General features: G+C 71.3%; 18 protein-coding genes and 1 pseudogene. 2 read left to right on the top strand and 17 right to left on the bottom strand.

Features of this window, described 5'->3' with window-relative positions; genetic code table 11:
* Positions 1-8: 8 nt before the first annotated feature.
* On the top strand, positions 9-572 hold the full coding sequence (locus ACSUPV_RS37985) for a CGNR zinc finger domain-containing protein (RefSeq protein ID WP_436949557.1): 564 nt from the start codon (positions 9-11) through the stop codon (positions 570-572).
* A 57-nt stretch (positions 573-629) separates the two neighbouring features.
* Here ACSUPV_RS37985 and msrA read toward each other — a convergent pair whose 3' ends face one another.
* The 14 genes and pseudogenes from msrA to ACSUPV_RS37915 form a co-directional block, all read right to left on the bottom strand.
* A complete protein-coding gene (gene msrA, locus ACSUPV_RS37980) occupies positions 630-1,145 on the bottom strand; it encodes a peptide-methionine (S)-S-oxide reductase MsrA (RefSeq protein ID WP_359766535.1) in 516 nt (171 codons plus the stop codon).
* Positions 1,146-1,287: 142 nt separating this feature from the next.
* Entirely contained in the window at positions 1,288-2,079 is a 792-nt protein-coding gene (locus tag ACSUPV_RS37975) for a GNAT family N-acetyltransferase (RefSeq protein WP_435850349.1), read from the bottom strand.
* Positions 2,080-2,180: 101 nt separating this feature from the next.
* Positions 2,181-2,798: a TOPRIM nucleotidyl transferase/hydrolase domain-containing protein gene (locus ACSUPV_RS37970; protein ID WP_031119290.1), complete on the bottom strand. Its 618-nt coding sequence runs from the start codon at positions 2,796-2,798 to the stop codon at positions 2,181-2,183.
* A gap of 72 nt (positions 2,799-2,870) precedes the next feature.
* A complete protein-coding gene (locus tag ACSUPV_RS37965; RefSeq protein WP_359785131.1) occupies positions 2,871-3,620 on the bottom strand; it encodes an SDR family NAD(P)-dependent oxidoreductase in 750 nt (249 codons plus the stop codon).
* Positions 3,617-4,027, bottom strand: a pseudogene (locus tag ACSUPV_RS37960) (fumarylacetoacetate hydrolase family protein); the annotation flags it as partial. The gene ACSUPV_RS37965 and the pseudogene ACSUPV_RS37960, both read right to left, overlap by 4 nt.
* Before the next feature lie 398 nt (positions 4,028-4,425).
* Positions 4,426-5,583, bottom strand: coding sequence for an NAD(P)/FAD-dependent oxidoreductase (locus ACSUPV_RS37955; RefSeq protein ID WP_436949556.1), 1,158 nt, complete (start codon positions 5,581-5,583; stop codon positions 4,426-4,428).
* Positions 5,580-5,777, bottom strand: a complete 198-nt coding sequence (locus ACSUPV_RS37950; protein ID WP_359785136.1) for a ferredoxin — start codon at positions 5,775-5,777, stop codon at positions 5,580-5,582. The genes ACSUPV_RS37955 and ACSUPV_RS37950 overlap by 4 nt, the downstream gene beginning before the upstream one ends.
* 42 nt (positions 5,778-5,819) lie before the next feature.
* Positions 5,820-7,004, bottom strand: coding sequence for a cytochrome P450 (locus tag ACSUPV_RS37945; protein WP_436949555.1), 1,185 nt, complete (start codon positions 7,002-7,004; stop codon positions 5,820-5,822).
* 261 nt (positions 7,005-7,265) lie between these two features.
* The gene (locus tag ACSUPV_RS37940; protein WP_436949554.1) at positions 7,266-9,419 is read right to left on the bottom strand and encodes a SpoIIE family protein phosphatase; all 2,154 of its coding nucleotides are present in this window, start codon (positions 9,417-9,419) and stop codon (positions 7,266-7,268) included.
* Between the two features lie 85 nt (positions 9,420-9,504).
* Complete coding sequence (locus tag ACSUPV_RS37935) at positions 9,505-9,858, bottom strand: DoxX family protein (RefSeq protein ID WP_359785144.1); 354 nt, start codon at positions 9,856-9,858, stop codon at positions 9,505-9,507.
* Entirely contained in the window at positions 9,855-11,822 is a 1,968-nt protein-coding gene (locus ACSUPV_RS37930; RefSeq protein WP_436949553.1) for an acetoacetate--CoA ligase, read from the bottom strand. Before ACSUPV_RS37930 ends, ACSUPV_RS37935 begins: the two co-directional genes overlap by 4 nt.
* Positions 11,822-13,405 (bottom strand): bifunctional 3-(3-hydroxy-phenyl)propionate/3-hydroxycinnamic acid hydroxylase, encoded by a 1,584-nt coding sequence (locus tag ACSUPV_RS37925; RefSeq protein ID WP_436949552.1) that lies wholly within the window; start codon positions 13,403-13,405, stop codon positions 11,822-11,824. The genes ACSUPV_RS37930 and ACSUPV_RS37925 overlap by 1 nt, the downstream gene beginning before the upstream one ends.
* 12 nt (positions 13,406-13,417) lie before the next feature.
* Entirely contained in the window at positions 13,418-14,356 is a 939-nt protein-coding gene (locus tag ACSUPV_RS37920) for a fumarylacetoacetate hydrolase family protein (RefSeq protein WP_436949551.1), read from the bottom strand.
* A 35-nt stretch (positions 14,357-14,391) separates the two neighbouring features.
* Positions 14,392-15,537: a VOC family protein gene (locus ACSUPV_RS37915; protein WP_436949550.1), complete on the bottom strand. Its 1,146-nt coding sequence runs from the start codon at positions 15,535-15,537 to the stop codon at positions 14,392-14,394.
* A 133-nt stretch (positions 15,538-15,670) separates the two neighbouring features.
* Between ACSUPV_RS37915 and ACSUPV_RS37910 the strand changes: the two genes are divergently transcribed.
* Positions 15,671-16,327 (top strand): TetR/AcrR family transcriptional regulator, encoded by a 657-nt coding sequence (locus ACSUPV_RS37910; protein WP_436949549.1) that lies wholly within the window; start codon positions 15,671-15,673, stop codon positions 16,325-16,327.
* A 246-nt stretch (positions 16,328-16,573) separates the two neighbouring features.
* Here the strand turns inward: ACSUPV_RS37910 and ACSUPV_RS37905 are convergent, their stop codons facing one another.
* Genes ACSUPV_RS37905 through ACSUPV_RS37895 form a run of 3 tightly spaced genes read right to left on the bottom strand, consistent with a single transcriptional unit; the run spans position 16,574 to position 19,317 of the window.
* Positions 16,574-16,969, bottom strand: a complete 396-nt coding sequence (locus ACSUPV_RS37905) for an SRPBCC family protein (RefSeq protein ID WP_436949548.1) — start codon at positions 16,967-16,969, stop codon at positions 16,574-16,576.
* A gap of 56 nt (positions 16,970-17,025) precedes the next feature.
* On the bottom strand, positions 17,026-18,486 hold the full coding sequence (locus tag ACSUPV_RS37900; protein ID WP_436949547.1) for an aldehyde dehydrogenase family protein: 1,461 nt from the start codon (positions 18,484-18,486) through the stop codon (positions 17,026-17,028).
* A 45-nt stretch (positions 18,487-18,531) separates the two neighbouring features.
* The gene (locus ACSUPV_RS37895; protein WP_436949546.1) at positions 18,532-19,317 is read right to left on the bottom strand and encodes an SDR family NAD(P)-dependent oxidoreductase; all 786 of its coding nucleotides are present in this window, start codon (positions 19,315-19,317) and stop codon (positions 18,532-18,534) included.
* Between the last annotated feature and the right edge of the window lie 4 nt (positions 19,318-19,321).

Genomic DNA, 19,321 nt, shown 5'->3' with positions numbered 1-19,321 from the left:
ATGGTGATGTGCATCGTGACCATGTCTTCGTGTGCGGACACCCGGCCCTCGACTTCGCGGCCACGCTCGGTGCCCGTCGCTCGACGCGGTCCGAGCTGTTCGTGACGCCGGAGCGGCTGAACGCCTGGTACCTGGAGTCCGGACTCGTGGACGCGATCACCCCCGGCGGGGAGGACGACGTCCGGGAGGCGATCACCGTGCGCGAGGCCGTCTACCGCCTCGTCACGAACCGCCGCCTCGGTGAGGAGTACGACCGGGAGGCGCTCGCCGTGGTCAACGCCGCCGCACGCAGGACACCGGTGACCCCGCAGCTCACCAGGACGGGCCGGCACACCGACGCGACCCCGGAGCAGGCCCTGGCCACCGTCGCCCGGCAGGCGGTGGAGCTGCTCGGCGGCCCGGACGTCCCGCTGATGAAGGAGTGCGGCAACCCCGAGTGCACGCGGGTCTACCTCGACCGGTCCCGGGGCATGCGGCGGCAGTGGTGCGGCATGGCGTCCTGCGGCAACAGGTTCAAGGCGGCCGCCTACCGCGCACGCAAGAAGTCGGCGCCCGCCGCGGCGAAGCGCTGAACGGGCAGGGCGTCATCGGGCGAGGGCGGTGTCGGCGACACCGCCCTCGCCCGATGATCAGGACTCCTCGCGCTTGGGCAGTCGCCAGTTCGGGCGCGGGAAGTGGCAGGTGTAGCCGTCCGGGTAGCGCTGGAGGTAGTCCTGGTGCTCCGGTTCGGCCTCCCAGAACGGGCCGGCCGGTACGACCTCGGTGACCACCGACCCCGGCCACAGCCCGGACGCCTCGACATCGGCGATGGTCTCCTGGGCGACGCGGCGCTGTTCCTCGTCGAGGTAGAAGATGGCGGAGCGGTAGCTGAGGCCTATGTCGTTGCCCTGCCGGTTCTTCGTGGTCGGGTCGTGGATCTGGAAGAAGTACTCCAGGATCGTGCGGTAGTCGGTGGCCGTGGGATCGAAGACGATCTCGATCGACTCCGCGTGCTTGCCGTGGTCACGGTAGGTGGGGCGGGGCTTGTCGTCGTCGCCGCTGTAGCCCACCCGGGTGCGCAGTACCCCGGGGAGCGACCGGATCAGCTCCTGCATGCCCCAGAAGCAGCCACCCGCCAGCAGCGCCCTCTCCTCGACGTCGCTCATGGCGCGCCACCTTTCTCTCGGCGTATGTCGGCGTATGTCCAAGCGGAACCAGCCTCGCACACGGAGCCGGCCACGCCCTTTGTCACCATCCTGACAGGTGATGGGCCTCCGGCCGTCGGCACGGTGCGTGCGGCTCGGCCCCTCAGCCGACCAGTGAGTAGAAGCGCATCGGGGTGTTCGGCTCGAAGCCGATCCGCGGATAGACGGGTGCCCCGGCGGCGGTCGCGTGCAGGGTGGCGCGGGTCAGTCCGGTGGCGCGGGCGCCCTCGTACAGCGCCTTGCGGGTCACGGCCTCGCCGTATCCCCGGCGCTGCGCGTCCGGCTCGGTGGCGACGAGCACGACGAACAGGCGGCCCTCCGCCTCGACCGTCGCCGCGCAGGCGACCGGCGCGCCGTCCCGCAGGGCCAGGTAGGCGTACACCTCCTTCTTCCACAGCGTGGAGCCCGCGATGCCGTCGCGGGCCTCCTCCAGGGGGAAGCCGTAGGCGCGCGCATTGATGTCCGCGTAGGCCCGCAGCTGTTCGTCGGTGGCGACCCGCTCGAACGTCAGGTCGGGATGGTGTGGCTCCGGGATCGGCAGCAGGTCGCCGGCCATGCCCGTGCCGGGGAAGGCGTAGGCCAGGCCCGCGCGCTCCGTCGCCTCGGCCAGCGCCGCGCGTGCGTCGTCCGCGAGCAGATCCTCGAAGAGCCACAGGAAACCGGGCTGTTCCTTGGAGTGCATGATGTCCGCCACTTGGCCGAGGCGCTGTTCGAGTAATGCCCTGTCCGCGCCGACGTCGGTCAGTGTCACCGCGTTCCAGAACGCGAAGCGGCAGTCGGCCCAGCGGACGGCGATGCCCGGGAGGTCCCGCACGTCCGCGTTCTCGTCCCGGTCGAGCACCATGGCGCGCCAGCCCGTGCAGAGCTGCTCCACCGATTCGACCGCGGCCGTCATGTCCGTCACGGCAAACCCCCTGGCTGTGTCGTGTGTGCGATCTCCCGCGTTCGGTACAACGCTCCATGCCGGCCGGAAGTTCGGACTCGGCCCGTCGGTCTTCAGAGGCTGCAGAGCAGGTCGCCGAGTGGGGCGGGAACGCGGTCGGGGTCGAGCGCCTCGACGAGGACACGGCCGTAGTGGATCTTGCGTCCCTTCTTCGTTCCGAGGAAGCGCCTGAACTGCTGCTCCGCGGCGCGGCCCTGCTGGGCCGGCTGGCGCAGGAAGGTGCGCAGAGGACGCAGGTCGCCCTGCTCCCGGACGAGTTCCGCCACCCGTGGCACGCCGAGCGCGCGGATGAGCTCGTCCTCCAGGTCGGCCGCGCAGACGAAGAAGCCTTGGGGCGCCGCACCGGCCCGTTCGAAGCCGCGGGCGTAGTAGGGACGCTCCGCCTCGTCGCACAGCCCCGTGAGGCGGAGACCCAGACCGGGTGAACCGAGAAGCCGGGCGTAGCGACCGACGCTCATCGCACCGCCGATCGACAGGACGCAGACGCCTTCCGCCGCCAGGTCGCGGCCGCGCCTCTCCGCGAGCGCGTCGACCGCCGCGACGTCGCTCAGTCCTTCGAGCAGCACGACCGTCCGGACGGGCAGCCGCGCGGCCAGTTCGTACGCGGGGGCCTCCGGGCCACCCGCCGCCCACGCGGTGACCGCGTCCCGGAACGCCCCCATGTCAGCCATGGGGCGAGTCTCAGTCAGTTCGCCTCACAGCGCGAGGGAATTTCCGCGCGTTGCCTCGACTTGGGCCCGGGTTCAGGCGTCCCCGCGCAGGGCGTCCGAGATCGGTTTGGCGCCGCCGTGCGCGGTCAGGCCGCCGTCGACCGGGATCTCCGCGCCGGTGATGAAGGACGCGTCGTCGGAGAGGAGGAAGGCGACGAGCGGGGTGACGTCGTCGACCGTTCCGGTGCGGCCGAGGGGCGTCCCCCGGAGGTTCGCCTCGCGGAACGCGGGCGCGGCGGAGGCGGTCATCTCCGTCTCGATGAAGCCGGGGTGGATGGTGTTCACGCGGATGCCGCGCGGCCCGAGTTCCATGGCGGCGGTCTTCGACAGTCCGCGCAGCGCCCATTTGCTGGCGGTGTAGGCGACCGGGTAGTGGGCGGTCAGCGCCGCGGACGAACCGACGTTCACGATCGACGCGCCCGCGCGCATCAGCGGAAGCAGGTGCTGGATGCCCAGGAGGGGACCGGTGACGTTGACGGCGTGGACGCGGGCCATGTCTTCGGGGCGTACGTCGTCGATGCGGGCGCGCCAGGTGACGCCCGCGTTGTTGACCAGGCCGTGCACCTGTCCGTAGGCCTCCCGTAGTTCGGCGGCGAGCCGCGCCCAGTCCTTCTCGCTGGTGACATCGAGGCGGCGGCAACCGAGCGCCTCGGTCGCGTCGGTGGCGATGACGCGGGCGCCCTCACGGGTCAGCGTCTCGACCTCGGCGGCACCCTGGCCACGGGCCGCGCCAGTGACGACCACGAGCTTGCCGAGGAGTCTCCGGGACCGAAGGTCGCTCACGGCCGCTCCCGGGGGCGGCGCCGGGCGACCGGGACCGGCACCGGGGCTGGCCCTGTCACCACGGTGTTGGAGACGGCGCCGATGCCCTCGACGGTGAGTGTGACCGTGTCGCCGGGCTTGAGCGGCGGCGGGTCCTGCCGGCCCCGTACGCCCCACAGCTCGGCGAGGCAGCCGCCGTTGCCGCAGGTGCCCGAGCCGAGCACGTCGCCGGGGCGCACCCATGTTCCCCGCGAGGCGTAGGCGACCATCTCCTCGAAGGTCCAGCTCATGTTGGACAGCAGGTCTTCGCCGACCACCTCGCCGTTGATCTCTGCGGTCAGTGCCAGGCGCAGGAAGCCGTCCGCGTCGCGGTGCTCCTCCAGTTCGTCGGCGGTGACCAGGTACGGGCCCAGGGTGGTGGCGGTGTCCGACCACTCCCAGCAATTCGGTGAGCGAGACGACCACCGGCTCGGATGGCGGACCGTAGCGGCCAGGTTGAGCACGAGCAGGCGGACCCTGAGCCGCCCCGAGGTCCTTCGCAGGTGCTCCAGAGCAAGGTGGTCAGTGGCTGCTTCCGGTGTTCTGGAACCGGACGGACGGTCTTGGATGTACATGATGACGCGCGGCTCTCTGGAAGGAGGAGGGGGAACTGTCGGGCTGTCCGGGCCTCGGCGCGCAGCGTTCGGCGCGCCGAGGGAGGCGTGGCACTCGATCACGTCGGGCTCGTACAAGAGCCCGGGTTGACCAGCCGGTGCGGCGCGGGAGAGCACCCCGGTGATGCCCGTGCCCCGTGGCTTCCTTACGTCGCGACGCTCATCTGCCGCCGTCACGGTGACGGCGGCAAAGACGTGGCGGCCAAGGCCCGTAGCGCGGCGACCGGTTTGCGCATTCCGTAGGCGACCGCCGTCGACGTTCCGTCGGCATGGGTCCAGGTCAGCAGTGCGCGTCCGTCGGCCACGCTGCCCTGCACCGTGGTGGGTTCGCCGAGGAGCGGCAGACGGTCGACGATCTTGACGGTGAGACCGGCGACCTCGGTCCAGAAGTAGTCGTCCTGCGGTGGCCCCGGCGCGGCGAGACCGAGGGCGGAGGCCGCCGCGGTCCTGCCCTGGGCGACGGCGTTGGACCAGAAGGGCGCACGCCGGTCGGGCCGTGTGCCGTCGCCGCGGAGGTAGGTGACGTCGCCGGCGGCGAACACGCCGGGGACGGTGGTGGCGCAGGCATGGTCGATGCCGACGCCGAGGCGGTCGGCGAGGCCCGTCCCTGTCAGCCAGCCGGTGCAGGGCACTTCTCCGGCGCAGGTGACCACCAGGTCCGCGGTGAGCTCGGTGCCGTCCGGCAGCGCCACGCCGCTCACGGGGTCGCCGGTCAGGGTGGCGAAGCCGGTGGCCTGTATGAAGCGGATGCCGTGTGCTGCGGCGCGTGCGGTGATCTCGGCGGACAGGTGGTCGCCGAGGATGCGTTCCAGCGGGCGGTCGGCGTCCACGACGGTGACCGGGATGCCGCGGGCGGCGCAGGCGCTGGCCACCTCCATGCCCAGGAAGCCGGCGCCGACCACGATCGCCGAGCCGGCGCGGGCCAGGCGGGCGCGGAGTTGGCGGGCGTCGTCGAGGGTGCGCAGGACGAGTTCGCCCCGCTGCCCGGGGGCGGCGAGGCGCCGGGCGCCCGCGCCGGTGGCGATGATCAGCGCGTCGTAGCCGACCTGGCGGCCGTCGGCGGTTGTGACGGTGCGGTGCCGGGTGTCGGCGGTGACGGCGGGCGAGCGGATGACGTCGGCGTGGAGACCGTCGAGGGCCAGGCCGAGGGTGTCGTCGGCGGCCGGGTCTTTCAAGACGGCTTTGGACAGGGGCGGGCGCGAGTAGGCGCCGTGTTCTTCTGCACCGATGATCGTGAGGGGTCCGGTGTGGCCGAGGGTGCGCAGGTGGCGGGCGGCGGTGGTGCCGGCGAGTGACTCGCCGACGACGAGCACCGAGCGCGGTGCGGTCACGACAGGACTCGCAGGGCGGCGACCGGGCAGGCATTGACGGCCGCGCGGGCGGCGGGCTGATGCTCCTCGGGGACGTCGGTGCCCTCGAAGTGGTAGGTGAGTTCGGCGTCGTCGTCCAGGCTGAAGATGTCGGGGGCCTGGTCGGCGCACAGGCCGTGGCCTTCGCAGCGTGGATGGTCGACGGAGATCTTCATGGTGCTGTCCTCAGCTGTCCTCGAACGGGCGAGCGGCGGGGTTCAGGCGGGGATGAGTTCGAGCGGCAGACGCTCGAGGCGATGGATGACGTTGTTCAGGGCCCACTCGGGTGTCCCGGCCACCTCGATGCGGTCGACGCGTTCGACCAGGGCGCGGAGCATCGCCGAGGTCTCCATGCGGGCCAGGCCCTGGCCAGCGCAGCCGTGGGTGCCCTGCCCGAAGCCGAGTTGGCGGGCGGCGTCGCGGCGGATGTCGAAGGTGTCCGGGTCGTCCCACTCCAGCGGGTCGCGATTGGCGGAGCCGTAGAGGACGAGTATCCGGGAGCCCTTGGGGAGGGCGATGCCCGCGAGTTCCGTGTCGCAGGCGGCGGTGCGGGAGAAGGCGCGGATCGGGGATTCGTAGCGGACGATCTCGTTGACCGCTTTCGGGACCAGCTCCGGGTCCGCCTTCAGCAGCCGCCACTGTTCGGGGTGGGTGGCGAACAGGTACAGGGCACTGGAGATGGCGCTGATGGTGGTGTCCAGGGAGGGGGCCAGATAGTCCATCATCATGGTGGCGCACTCGGCGGGCATGATCCGGCCCTCGTCGGCGGCGCGCAGCAGGTCGTGGCCCATGCTGCCGTCCAAGACGGACCGGTCGCGCACGACAGCGCGCGCGTAGCGCAGCATGCCGAGGGACGAGGGGAGGGTGCGCACCGCCTGGCGATTGAACGGACCCAGCGCGTCGAAGGTGGCGCCGGCCCAGCGCAGCAGGTGCTCGCGGCCCTGCCGGGGCCAGCCGACCAGGTCGGGGACGACCGACATCGGCAGCGCCGTGGCGACCTCCACCGCATCCACCGTTCGGCGGGCTACGGCTGCCGCGACCACGGCGGCCGCCTGCTCGTCGACCGTGTCCTTCATGGTGCGCAGAGCCCTGGGCGTGAGGCGATGCGCGAGGAGGGAGCGGCGGCGGGCGTGCTCCTCACCGTCACTGCACAGCGTGGTGCCCTGACCCACACGGTTGGCAACGGGGTTCAGACCGACGCCGTCCGAGGAGACGAAGGTGTCGTCGTCCAGCAGCACCTGCTTGCACTCGGCGTAGCGCGGCAGGGCGTAGACCTTGTGCCTGCTCAGCCAGACCACGGGACCGAGCTCACGCAGCGCGGCGTAGTGCGGATGAGTGTCGCGGATGGCCGACGCCGAGTACAGATCGGGGCGGTAGACGGGAATTCCCGCAAGCATGGGCATGAACAGCCCTCCTGAAGGGGCGGTGAGAGAGCGGGGGCATGTCGGGTGTGCGTGTGGGGCGGGCGGTCGGCGGACAGCTGACGAGAGCGCAGCCTCGGCGAGTTCCCGCTCCATCCCGTGCACGGGCGGGTGCCGTCAGCGCAACAACGCCGTAATGACGAAATAATCAAGCTTGATGGAATGCTGCGTCAAGAGTTACGGCACAGAAAACGATGAACTCATCAGAACTGCGAGTGTTCTCTCTTCATGCGCCGGCGCAAGCTATAGGACGGAGGCCGGCTCCCAGAGCCCGGCGTGCTTCTCCTTGCCCAGCTCGGCCCAGACCGTCTTGCCCTGCCGGGCGTGGCGCGTTCCCCAGCGCTCGGCCAGCTGGGCGACAAGGAGCAGGCCCCGTCCGCCCTCGTCGGAGGCGCGGGCCCGGCGCAGGTGGGGGGTGGTGCTGCCAGCGTCGGACACCTCGCACAGGAGCGACTGGTCACGGATGAGGCGCAGGCGGATGGGGGGCCGGCCGTAGCGGATGGCGTTGGTGACCAGTTCGCTGACCACCAGTTCGGTGATGAAGTCGAGGTCGCCCAGTCCCCAGGACGACAGCTGCCGGACGGCGCTCGCACGAGCCCGGGCGACGGCTGCCGGGTCGGCGTCCACGTCCCAGGCGGCGACTTGGTGGTCCCCGAGGGCACGGGTGCGGGCGAGCAGCAGGGCGGCGTCGTCGTGCGGTCGGCCTGCGGGCAGCAAGGCCTGGAGCACGGTGTCGCAGGTGTCCTCCAGGGAGGCGGAGGGCTGTGCGAGGGCTTGGCGCAGGAGGGCGAGGCCCGCCTCGATATCGCGGTCGCGGGCTTCGACCAGGCCGTCGGTGTACAGGGCGAGGAGGCTGCCTTCGGGCAGGTCGACCTCCGCCGCTTCGAACGGCAGTCCGCCCAGGCCCAGCGGCGGACCGGGCGGCAGATCCAGGAGGTCGACGGTTCCGTCGCCGCTCACCACGGCGGGCAGCACGTGCCCGGCGCGGGCCAGGGAGCAGCGGCCGTCGACGGGGTCGTAGACGGCGTACAGGCATGTGGCGCCGACGTCCCCGGCCGTTTCCGGGTCCGGGTCGGCCGAGGCTTCGGCGGACAGCCGGATGACGACATCGTCCAGGTGCGTCAGCAGCTCCTCCGGAGGCAGGTCGATGTCGGCGAGGGTACGCACCGCGGTGCGCAGGCGCCCCATCGTGGCGGCGGCGTGAATGCCGTGGCCGACCACATCGCCCACGACCAGGGCGACCCTGGCTCCGGACAGCGGGATGACGTCGTACCAGTCGCCACCCACACCGGCCTGGGCTCCGGCGGGCAGGTAGCGGCAGGCGACATCGACGGCGGTCTGCTCCGCCGTACGCCGTGGCAGCAGACTGCGCTGGAGAGTGAGGGCCGTGGCACGGGCGTATGTGTAGCGGCGGGCGTTGTCGATGGCCACGGCCGCCCTGGCCGCGATCTCCTGGGCGAGGAACAGGTCCTCGTCGTCGAAGGGAACCGGGTCGCGGTGACGGCAGAACCGCGCGACGCCAAGAGTGGCGCCGCGGGCGCTCAGCGGCACCACCAGCGTCGAGCGGGCAGGATGGGTGCCGAAGCCGTCGGCCGGATCCGTCGGCGTCGTGTGCCGGGACGGCCGGCCGGTGGCCAGGGCGCGAGCGGTGACCGATCCGTCCGCGCAGGTGTGAACCGCCCCCAACCCGACCGTCGGCTTCGGGCCGCCTTGCGCCGACGACGCCTGGGCGACCCGGCGCAGTTCGAGCGGGCCCGGCGCCGGACCGTCGGCCCCGTGGACCACGGCGTCGAGCAGGTCGACGGTGACCAGGTCGGCGAAGTGGTCGAGAGCGAGGTCCGCCAGTTCCTGGGTGGTACGAGCGATGTCCAGGGTGGTCCCGATGCGCAGACCGGCCTCGTTCACCAAGGACAGCCGCCATTGCAGTCGCCGGTCCCGCTCCTCCTGGAACGCCGTGACACCTTGCTCGGACGCATCGTCGACGTATCCGTTCGCCATCGCGATCAGGAGGCGCGATGCCGCGCTGATCAACTCCGCGTCCTTCGTCAGCCGAGGCATTTCGGCGAGCAGTCTGTCCAGGACGATGCCCTGACCGAACCGGAAGGCCCGCAACAGCACTGTGACCGGCGGGCCGTGCCGGGCCAGCCGACGCGCGCGTTCCAGCTCGGCGGCCGGCGGATCCATCTCGCTCGGCTCGATGCCGTATTCCAGGCCGGCCAGCACGCCGACGACGTGCTCGGTGATGTTCTCGGACGTCATGCGGACGAGATCCGGGTTGCTCCACAGTTCGGGAACCTCACGCCGCAGGCACCGCACCACGTCGGCGATCACCTCGTCCGCCTTCGGCCCGAGGTCGCCGGCGACACGGGACACAAGGCTGGCGGCGGTGTACTCCACACTGTCGACGGTACGCCGCATGGGAGGCCCGTGAGCGGTCGGGCATCGACAGTGTCCTGCCCGGTGCGGCGCGCAACCCGGTGCGTCAGCCGGTGGCGATCGCCGCCCCGGCGTACGCCACCGCCGTCAGGGCCAGTACGGCGGCGGGCAGGGCCCGCACGGGCGGGTCGCCGTGGCGCAGGTGGACCACCGCGGCAGCCACCATGAGCACAGCCAGCCCGGCAGCGGCGGCCACCCCGAGCGGGGTCGACGCCAGGCCGAACAGCAGCCCGGCGGCTCCCGCCACTTCCAGGGCGCCGATGACGCGGTAGAGCCCCGGCGACATGCCGAGGTGCGCAGCTGCCTGCCGCATGAACGGCACCGCGGTGATCTTCGCCAGCCCCAGAGGGAAGAAGACCAGGGACAGCGCGACGGCGATCGTGGTGTGTACGGTTGTCATGCCGATCGTTCCCTGCGTTCAGCGCCCAGGCGGACGTAGTAGTCGATGAGTCCGGGGACATCCACGGTGGCCAGGTTGACGACCTGTTCGACCGGGGCGCCCTGGAGGAGGCGTTTGACGGGGACTTCGAGTTTCTTGCCGGTGCGGGTGTGCGGGATGCCCGGTACTTCGATGATCTCGCCGGGGACGTGGCGGGGCGAGGCCCCGGTCCGGATGGCTTCCTTGATCTTCTGGCGGAGCGGGTCGTCCAGGGTCACCCCGGCGGCGAGCACCACGAACAGCGGCATCCAGTAGCCGCCGTCGGGTTCCTCCACGCCGATGACCAGGGCTTCCGCGATCTCGGGAAGGCGTTCGACGACGCCATGGATGTCGGCGCTGCCGAGCCGGACGCCGTTGCGGTTGAGTGTGGAGTCGGAGCGGCCGTGGACGATCACTGAGCCGTGGCCGGTAACTGTGATCCAGTCGCCGTGCCGCCAGACACCGGGGTAGAAGGAGAAGTACGCGTCGCGGTAGCGGGTGCCGTCGGGGTCGTTCCAGAAGTACAGCGGCATCGACGGCATGGGACGGGTGACGACCAGCTCGCCCACCCGGTCCACAACCGGGAAGCCCTCGGCGTCATAGGCGGCCAGCGCCACGCCCAGATGGGGTGCGGACAACTCCCCTGCCCAGACCGGCGTGTTGGGCGCGCTGCCCGCGAAGCCGGAGACGACGTCGGTGCCGCCGCTGATCGACGCGAGCAGTACGCGGTCGCCGACGTGGTCGCGGACCCAGGGGTAGGCGGAGGCCGGCAGGGCGGAGCCGGTGCAGCCGACCACGCGGATCGACGACGGGTCGTGTACGGACGGGTCGATGCCGAACTTGGCCATGCCCAGCAGGTATTGGGGGCTGGTGCCGAAGACGGTGACCTGGTGGCGCGCGGCCAGCTTCCACAGGATGTCGGGCTGGGTGAGGGGTGCCGGGCTGCCGTCGTACGTGCAGGTCGTAGCGCCCGTCAGCAGCGTCGAGGCGACGAGGTTCCACATCATCCAGTGGGTCGTGGTGTACCACAGGAAGCAGTCGTCGGGACCCAGGTCGCAGTGCAGGCCCAGGGTTTTGAGGTGTTCGAGCAGGACGCCGCCGTGGCCGTGGACGATTCCCTTGGGCAGACCGGTGGTGCCGGAGGAGAAGACGACCCACAGGGGGTGGTCGAACGGCACCGGGGTGCAGGTGAGTTCCTCGGTGCGGGTGGCTGCCTCCTCCCACGGGAGCACCAGCGAGGGGTACGCCCTCGACGGCCAGGGCAGGCCCACATGGTCCACCAGCAGAGTGGCCTTCAAGGTGGGCAGCGCATGGGCGAGTTCAAGGGTGGCGTCGCGGCGGTCGTGGGTGGTGCCGTTGAAGAGGTAGCCGTCGGCGGCGATCAGGACGGTGGGTTCGAGCTGGGCGAAGCGGTCGGCGGCGGCCTCGGGGGCGTAGTCCTGGCCGCACACCGACCACACGGCGCCCAGGCTCGCGGCGGCCAGGAACGCCACGATCGCGTGCGGGGTGTTGGGCAGATAGCCCACCACCCGGTCGCCTGACCCCACGCCCAGCTCGCGCAGGGTGGCCGCGACCGAGGCGACCTGGGCGCGCAGGCGGCTCGCGGTCACCTCGTAGCAGGAGCCGGTTTCGTCCAGGGCGATGACCGCCACGGCATCGTCGGCGAGGTTCCGCAGGGCGTGGTGGGCGTAGTTGAGGGTGGCACCAGGGAACCAGCGGGCGCCCGGCATCCTCTCCTCCGCCAGCACCCGCTCGTACGGCGTGTCCGCGTCGATGTCGAAGTACTCCCACACCGCCCCCCAGAAGCCCTCCAGGTCCGTGACCGACCAGCGGTACAGGTCGGCGTAGTCGGCGCCGGACAGCCCGACATGGCGGGCGAAGTCCATGAGGTTGCTGTCCGCGACGGCCTGCGGATCCGGCGTCATGAAAGGCTCGGGCACACTCATCAGGTGACGCTCCTCAGCAGGCTGTTGTCGACGGTTCGTCGCGGCGGGTGGGGACTGCGGGCGCTGTGCAGAAGGGGCGCCCAGGCGGCGGTGCCGGTGAAATCCCGGCCCCCGGCGGGGACGACGTCCATGACGACGCGGTCGGGGCGCAACAGCACGGCGTCCGCACGGCCGGCGCGCAGCCAGGCGGCGAGCGTGCCGTCGTCGCCGAGGCCGGTGACGGGGATCGCCCGGACACCGAGCGCGTGGGCGAGGGCGTTCAGCGAGGGCCAGGGATCGGCGATGGTCAGGATGGTGAGGGAGTCGCCGAGCACCTCGTCGAGGCGGCTGCGCCGTCCGTCGGCGGTGATCCATGGTTGGGGGCAGTGCGTTCCCGCAAGGCCCTTGCGGAGGCGGCGGCGTACGAGGAGTCCCCTGGTCAGGGGCGGGCTGAGGTCGCGGCCGGCCAGTTCGGTCAGGCCGGGTATGCGGCAGGCCGCGGCCAGGGCCCCGCGGCGGATCGCGGCGGCACTGTCCTGGCCGCCGGTCATGGCCCAGCCCACGGCGACCGCGAGCCGGATCATATGCCGGGCGTGCGGCTTGCGTTCACTCTCGTAGGTGTCCAACAGCCGCTCGTCACCGCCCTGTCGGAGCACGCGGGCGAGCTTCCAGGTGAGGTTGTAGGCGTCCCGCAGGCCCGCGCACAGCCCCTGTCCGATGAACGGCGGGGTGAGGTGGGCGGCATCGCCGAGCAGGAAGACCCGTCCGCTGCGCCAGCGGTCGGCGAGGCGTGCCCGGAAGGTGTACTGCGCCTCGCGGATGATCTCGAAGTCCGCCTCGTGCGAGGCCGGCAGCCACGGAGCGACCAACTCGCGGACCGGCTGCTCCGCCCCCTCGCGCAGCCGGAACTCCCAGCGGTAACGGTCTTCTCCGATGCGCGCGAAGGTCGCCGGCCGGTCGGGGTCGCAGACCTGGTCGACCCCCTCCCAGCAGCGCACGCCGGCCGTCGTGCGGACGTCGATGACGGTCCAGCGTTCCTCGAAGCGCAGGTCCTCCCATACGGCGCCGATCGCCTCGCGGGTGAGGCTGTTCGCGCCGTCGCAGCCGAGCACCGCGTCGGCCCACAGGTGATGCTCACCGTCGTCGTCCCGGTAGGTCACGCGCACGGGGCCCTCGGTGTCCGGGCCGATGCCGGTGACCTGCACTCCGCCCCGCAGTTCGCATTCCGGGTGCCGGGCCAGGGCGTCGCGCAGTACGCGTTCCAGCTCGGGCTGGTCGAACATGCTGGTCTGCGGGTAGCCGTGCAGGCCGTGCTCGGTGCGCCGGAACTCGGTCATCACGCGGTGCCGGGCGTCCAGCAGCCGCAGCCCGTTCGCCGGGCGGGCCATCGCGTCGAACTCCTCTCCCACGCCCGCGGCCTGGAGGATCCGGCGTACCTCGTCGTCGGTGGCGGCGGCGCGCGGGAGCGGGTAGATGTCCCGGTGGCGTTCGAGGACGACGCTGCGGACTCCGCGCCGGGCCAGGAGGAGGGCGGCGGTCACGCCCACGGGCCCGGCGCCGACGATCACCACGGGTACGTCTGCCCCGTTACGTTCGAAGATCATGTGCTTCGGGTCTCATTTCGCGTCCGTGACGGGGGTGCGCTGTTCGCCGAGGTCGATCCGGCCGTCCGGAGTCGCGATCGTCGCCGTGATCACGTCTCCCGGGCTGAGGTAGTGCGGGTTCTTCGCCTGGCTCTTGAAGAACGCCTTCCACTTCACGGCGGGCGGCAGCAGCGCGCCGATCTTCTCCACCGGCTTCGGCGGGGCCTTCAGCGCCGTACCGCCGGGCGTGCCGGTCAGCAGCAGGTCGCCGGGGTCGAGGGTCTGGAACCGGGCCAGCAGGGTCAGGGCCTGCGCCGGGCGGACGATCATGTCGGCGAGGGTGCGGTCCTGACGCAGCTCGCCGTTGACGGACAGCTTCAGCCGCAGGTCCAGGAGATGGGCGAAGTCCTCCGGCTCCAGCAGAGCCAGGTACGGCCCGGTCGGGGTGAAGGTCGGGTACGACTTGCTCTCGTAGAACTGCGTCTTGGTCAGCTGCACCTCGCGGGCGCTGATGTCGTCGGTGATCACGAGCCCGGCGATGTACGCGGGCAGGTCCCGTTCCTCGACCACCGTGCCGACGGGCAGGGACGCGCCCATGACCAGGCCCAACTCGATCTCGTAGTCGAGGAACTTCACGTGTGCGGGGCGGACGACGGCCTCGCCGGGGCCGCTGACCGAGCCGGACGCCTTGCGGAAGAAGGCGGGCGGGATGTCTCCGGTGAAGCCTGAATCGCGGGCGTGACTGCGGTAGTTGACCATCTGGGCGACCACGCGGCAGGGCGTGGTGACCGGCGAGAGCGCGACCAGGTCGGCAACCGGAGTGCCCGACTCGTCGGAGCCGGCGGCCTCGTGGACCGCGGCGCGGTCGGCCAGCAGCTCAGCGGTGGTCGCGGCCTTGGTCTCGAGCGGGACGGCTCGGTCACCTCGGACGACCCACCAGCCGTCGGCGGTGCGCAGGACATTGGTGCTCATGTCAGTGCCTTTGTGAGGGGATTGCGGGCAAGGGTTCAGGAGTTGGCTGCCTTGAGCAGGCCGAACAGTCGTGCCGGGTCCACTTCGTTGCCGCCGCGCAGGGCCTGGATGACGTCGCGGACCCGCTGGGGGGAGGGGCTCGCGCCGAGGAAGTCCCGGGTGGCGGGCGGGCCCCACTGGGCCAGCCCGCTGGTCGACATGGGCGCCCAGCCGGGCTCGACGTCGCAGGAGAACAGGTCGCCGTCGGCGAAGTGCTCCAGCATGAAGCGGTCGGGATCGCGCCAGTAGTCGAACAGCTGGCTGCCCTGGATGTGCCGGCCGATGCCCCAACTGCGCTTGTAGCCACGCTCCTTGAGGTACTCGCCGCCGGCGGCGATGGAGTCCAGGTCGGTGACCTGGTAGGCGGAGTGGACGTAGCCCGTGCCCGGGCCCAGATGCATGGCCAGCGTGTGGTGGTCGGCCGGCACGCTGCCCAGGTCGCAGCGGATGAACGCCATCGTCGGGCCGCGGTCGCGCTGGCCGTCCAGGAACAGGAAGTCGGACACGATCATGCCGAGGGTGTCCAGGTACCAGTCCAGGGCCTGCGCGAACACCCTTGTCTCCAGCACCAGATGTCCCAGCCGCTGGATCCGGGACGGCTCGCGCGGCGGGCGCTGCGTGGTGTTCGTACGGCGGTGATCCGTGCCGAAGTTGAGGAGCAGCGGCCGCTGCTCCGGCAACGCGGGAAGCTGCTCGCCGCAGTGCACCACCCGCACCGGGAAGCCGGACGGGTCGAGCAGGCCGACCACCTTGCCACCACCGGGCACGTCCGCGTCCCGCACATCGGAGCCGGTGGCCCGCGCCAGCCGGTCCAGGTCGGCCCGCTCCGCCGCGCGGAACGCCGGGCCGATGAAACGAGACGTACGACCGCGCCGGATCACCATGCAGGGCGAGCCCGCGAAGCTGCCCCGCAGCCACAGCTCACTCTCCGTGCGGGCGGCGATGCCGAAGCCGAAGTCACGGGCGAAGACCTCCGCCCGCTCCAAGTCCGGCTTCTCGAACTCCAGCCAGGCCAGGTCCGCGACCTTGATCACGGGATTGCGGGAGCGACCGGGATGCTCACCGCGCAGGGCGCCCTGTTCGCTGTGCAGGTCCTGGTGGGCCGTCTTGACGTCGGGCCCGTGGACGCGGGTTTCAGACATGGTGCCCTCCGAGCAACATTGCTTAATGAGGGAATCATCAGGTTTGACAGTTCCGTCGTCAAGATGTTCGCGGCAGGAATGATGAACTCATCAGAGCTGCTATCGTCATCGCCCGGGCGGGTAGACTCTGCGTATGTCTACGTCAGCCCCGCCCAGCAACCGCTTCGAGCGGCGCCGCGCCGAGACCCGTCGGGCGCTCGTCCGCGCGGCCCGGCAGATACTCGCCGAGACCGGGGACACCAGCGCCAGCATCCAGGCGATCGCCGAGCGCGCGGACGTCGGTTTCGGCTCCTTCTACAACCACTTCGAGTCCAAGACGGAGCTGTTCGAGGCAGCCGTGGTGGACGCGCTGGAGGAGTTCGGCCAGAACTTCGATGAGCGCCTGACGGGGATCGACGACCCCGCGGAACTCGTCGCGGCGGGCTTCCGGCTCAGCGCCCGCATGGCCGACTCCCACCCCGAGCTGATGCAGGTCCTGCGCCGCCGCGGCATGGGCCACATCCACTCGGACAACGGCCTGGCCCGGCGGGCACTGCGAGACCTTGAGGCCGGCCTGACGTCCGGCCGCTTCACCCCCGCCGACCCGGCGGTCGCCCTGACCGCACTGGGCGGAACCCTGTTGTCCCTGGTGGAGATGCGATTCGCCCGCCCCGACCTGGACGGCGACGAGGCCGCCGTGAACCTCGCCGAGATGGTCCTGCGCATGCTGGGCGTACCACAGGACGACGCCCACGAGGTCGCCCGACGCCCCCTGCCCGACTCCGCCTCACCGGCCACTCCTGCGCGATGAGCGACGAGCTCGGCCGGAAGGTGGCCGAGCGGCCGGCGAAGTCGGCGCCGATCGCATCGCGCCGGGGGTGACGGCGCGCAGGTGGGGCACTTCTCGCAATGGGGTGGGGCGCACCCCGGCGACTCCGGGCACAGCAACCTCACCGAGTGTGGGCGCCGCAGCCCTCTACGTGGTGATCATCGGAGGTGCGCTGTGTCCCGCCGTGTCACCGCCGGCCCGGCTCGCACCTCGTGCGCCCCTCCCGCGTCAGGGGCGTGCGGCGAAGTGCCGGGCGATGCCCGCGATCCCCTCGCTCACGGCTCCCTCGACGATGGCTGCCAGGGCCTCGGGAAGGATCTCCTGGCTGTAGACCACCCGTGAACCGTCCCCGTCGGGAAGCACGTCGATGGTGCCCAGGTGGAAGTCGATGGGCTGGGGCATGCCCTCGACGAACCGGTACTGGAAGCGGCGCAGTGCGTCGTCCTTCGTCACCACGAGGGACTTCAGCGTGCCCTCGGCCGTGGTCAGGTGGCGGTGCGTGCCGTCGAAGTGGGCCTCCTGCACGGCCGGGAACCACTGCGGGATCATGCTCACGTCGGTGAGGACGGCCCAGACGCGGTCAGGGTCCTGTGCGACTCGGGTGTCGAAACGGAACGTTGCCATGGGGGCTCCCTGGTTGTGGTGATGACGGCTCCGGGCAGGCGCCGTACGCGGCAGGATCAGAAGGGGTAGCGGGAGTGCTCCGTGGAGAGGGTGACCCAGCGAGTGTTCGAGAAGGACTCGATGCCCCAGCGTCCGCCGAAGCGGCCGTAACCCGAGGCCGCGAACCCGCCGAAGGGTGCCTGCGGTTCGTCCGCCACCGACTGGTCGTTCACGTGCACGATGCCGGTGCGGATGCGGCGTGCCACCTTCAGGCCGTGGGTGCCGTTCTCGGTGAGGATGCCGCAACTGAGGCCGTGCTCGGTGTCGTTGGCCAGGGCCACCGCCTCGTCGTCGTCCGCGAAGGCCCTGATGGCGACGACCGGTCCGAAGGCCTCGGCGTGGTGCAGTTCCGCGTCCTCGGGCAGGTCGGTGAGCACGGTCGCCTGATACACGGCCCCCTCCGGCTCGCCACCGCCGGTCAGGACGCGCGCGCCCTTGCTGACCGCGTCCGTGACCAGGGCGGCGACCCGCCGCGCGGCCGCTTCGTCCACCAGCGGGCCGATGACGGTGCCGGGCAGGCCCGGATCGCCGCTCGGCAGACCGGCGACCTTCGCGGCGAACCGCCGGGTGAACTCGCCGACGAGTGAGGTGTGCACCAGCACACGGTCGGCGCACATGCAGATCTGGCCGGAGTTCATGAACGCGGCGAACGCGGCGGCGTTCACGGCATGGTCGAGGTCGGCGTCCTCCAGCACGATCACGGAGTTCTTGCCGCCGAGTTCGAGCACGGCCAGCTTGAGGTGCTCGGCGGCCAGGGCACCGATGATCCGCCCGACGCCGGTCGAGCCGGTGAAGTTGACGGCACCAACCCGCGGATCCGCGATCAGTGTCCGCGCGATGCCCGCGGCGTCCGCCTTGTCGTTGGTGATGACGTTGAGGACGCCGTCGGGTAGTCCCGCGTCGCGCAGCACGTCGGCGACGAACAGGCCGCACGCGATCGGGGCGTCCTCGCTCGCCTTGACCACGATGGTGTTGCCCGCCGCGAGCGGAGCGGCGACCGCCCGGGTGCCGAGGATGACCGGCGCGTTCCACGGTGCGAACGCGGCCACGACACCGAGGGGTTCGCGGACGGCAAGGCTCAGCCCGCCCGGCTCCTGGGTGGTGAGCACATCCCCGCGCGGGGCGGTGATCGCGGCGGCGGCCTCGCGCAGCATGTTGGCGGCCACCGCGACGTTGAACAGCGCCCACCCCCGGGTTCCGCCCGTCTCGGCGGCCATCACCTCAACGGCTTGTTCACGGCGCTCTTCCATGAGGTCCGCCGCGCGCAGGAAGATCTTGCGCCGGGCGAAGGGTGCGAGCGCCGCCCACTCGGCGAAGGCGGCATCCGCCGCGTCCACCGCGGCTCGCACGTCCTCGGGGCCGGCGGCAGCGACCCACGCACAGGGCTCACCGGTCCAAGGGCTGATGTCGGCGGTGGTCCGGCCGGAGACGGCCGGGGTCTCCTTGCCGCCGATCAGAAGATTACGGTCAACTGGCACGGGGTCGTCCTTCTTGGTTGCTCGGGCCGGTGCGCGTCCTGCAGGTCAGGCGCCGATCATGTTGAAGCCGCCGTCGGCGTTGAGGTAGGCGCCGGTCATGTGGGCGGCGTCGTCGGTGGCGAGGAAGAGGGCTGTGCCCGCGAGTTCGGCGGGGCCCGGGATGCGGCCCATCGGGGTTTTGGCGATCATGTCCGCGCGGCGGCCGGACTTCCAGTCCGCACGGTTGAGGAGCATCTCGGTCTCCATGAATCCGGGGGCGAAGGTGTTGACCCGCACAGCGGGGGCGAACGCCTGGGCGTAGGACTTGGTGATGCCGAGGAGGCCGTACTTCGCGGCCGCGTACTGCGGAGCGCGGGCGCTGCCGCGCACGATCACGGTGGAGCCGATGTTGACGATCGCACCGTGCCCCTGCTCCAGCATCCGGGAGCCGAACTCGTGGACGCACAGCATCGTTCCCTTGACGTCCACCGCGAGGACGTGGTCGATGGACTCCTCGGTGAGCTCCCGCCAGGACATCTGGTCGCCCGCCGTGTCACCGACGTTGTTCACCAGCACGTCCAGGCCGCCGAAGCGGCCGAAGACCTCCTCGGCCATGCGGATGACGTCGGCGTGGACGGCGATGTCGGCCTGCACCGTGAACGCCTCGCCGCCGACCTCCTTGATCCGGGCGACCGTCTTCTCGGCTCCCGCCGCGGAGCTGCGGTAGTGGACGGCGACCCGGGCGCCCTCCTGGGCGGCACGTACGGCGATCTCGGCGCCGTAGCCGGTGCCGGCACCGGTGACCAGGACGGTACGGCCTTCGAAGCGGCGGGGGATGCTCTGCTCTGTCATGAGA

This window comes from Streptomyces sp. SudanB52_2052 (genome assembly GCF_964272415.1).
Lineage (GTDB): Bacteria > Actinomycetota > Actinomycetes > Streptomycetales > Streptomycetaceae > Streptomyces > Streptomyces olindensis.
This window is presented reverse-complemented; position numbering and strand designations above follow the sequence as displayed.

Bases quoted from the DNA above. Each gene is read 5' to 3' on its own strand.
- msrA (WP_359766535.1), bottom strand. From the start codon at position 1,145: ATGAGCGACGTCGAGGAGAGGGCGCTGCTGGCGGGTGGCTGCTTCTGG.
- ACSUPV_RS37975 (WP_435850349.1), bottom strand. From the start codon at position 2,079: ATGACGGCCGCGGTCGAATCGGTGGAGCAGCTCTGCACGGGCTGGCGC.
- ACSUPV_RS37970 (WP_031119290.1), bottom strand. From the start codon at position 2,798: ATGGCTGACATGGGGGCGTTCCGGGACGCGGTCACCGCGTGGGCGGCG.
- ACSUPV_RS37950 (WP_359785136.1), bottom strand. From the start codon at position 5,777: ATGAAGATCTCCGTCGACCATCCACGCTGCGAAGGCCACGGCCTGTGC.
- ACSUPV_RS37945 (WP_436949555.1), bottom strand. From the start codon at position 7,004: ATGCCCATGCTTGCGGGAATTCCCGTCTACCGCCCCGATCTGTACTCG.
- ACSUPV_RS37935 (WP_359785144.1), bottom strand. From the start codon at position 9,858: ATGACAACCGTACACACCACGATCGCCGTCGCGCTGTCCCTGGTCTTC.
- ACSUPV_RS37930 (WP_436949553.1), bottom strand. From the start codon at position 11,822: ATGAGTGTGCCCGAGCCTTTCATGACGCCGGATCCGCAGGCCGTCGCG.
- ACSUPV_RS37925 (WP_436949552.1), bottom strand. From the start codon at position 13,405: ATGATCTTCGAACGTAACGGGGCAGACGTACCCGTGGTGATCGTCGGC.
- ACSUPV_RS37920 (WP_436949551.1), bottom strand. From the start codon at position 14,356: ATGAGCACCAATGTCCTGCGCACCGCCGACGGCTGGTGGGTCGTCCGA.
- ACSUPV_RS37915 (WP_436949550.1), bottom strand. From the start codon at position 15,537: ATGTCTGAAACCCGCGTCCACGGGCCCGACGTCAAGACGGCCCACCAG.
- ACSUPV_RS37910 (WP_436949549.1), top strand. From the start codon at position 15,671: ATGTCTACGTCAGCCCCGCCCAGCAACCGCTTCGAGCGGCGCCGCGCC.
- ACSUPV_RS37905 (WP_436949548.1), bottom strand. From the start codon at position 16,969: ATGGCAACGTTCCGTTTCGACACCCGAGTCGCACAGGACCCTGACCGC.
- ACSUPV_RS37895 (WP_436949546.1), bottom strand. From the start codon at position 19,317: ATGACAGAGCAGAGCATCCCCCGCCGCTTCGAAGGCCGTACCGTCCTG.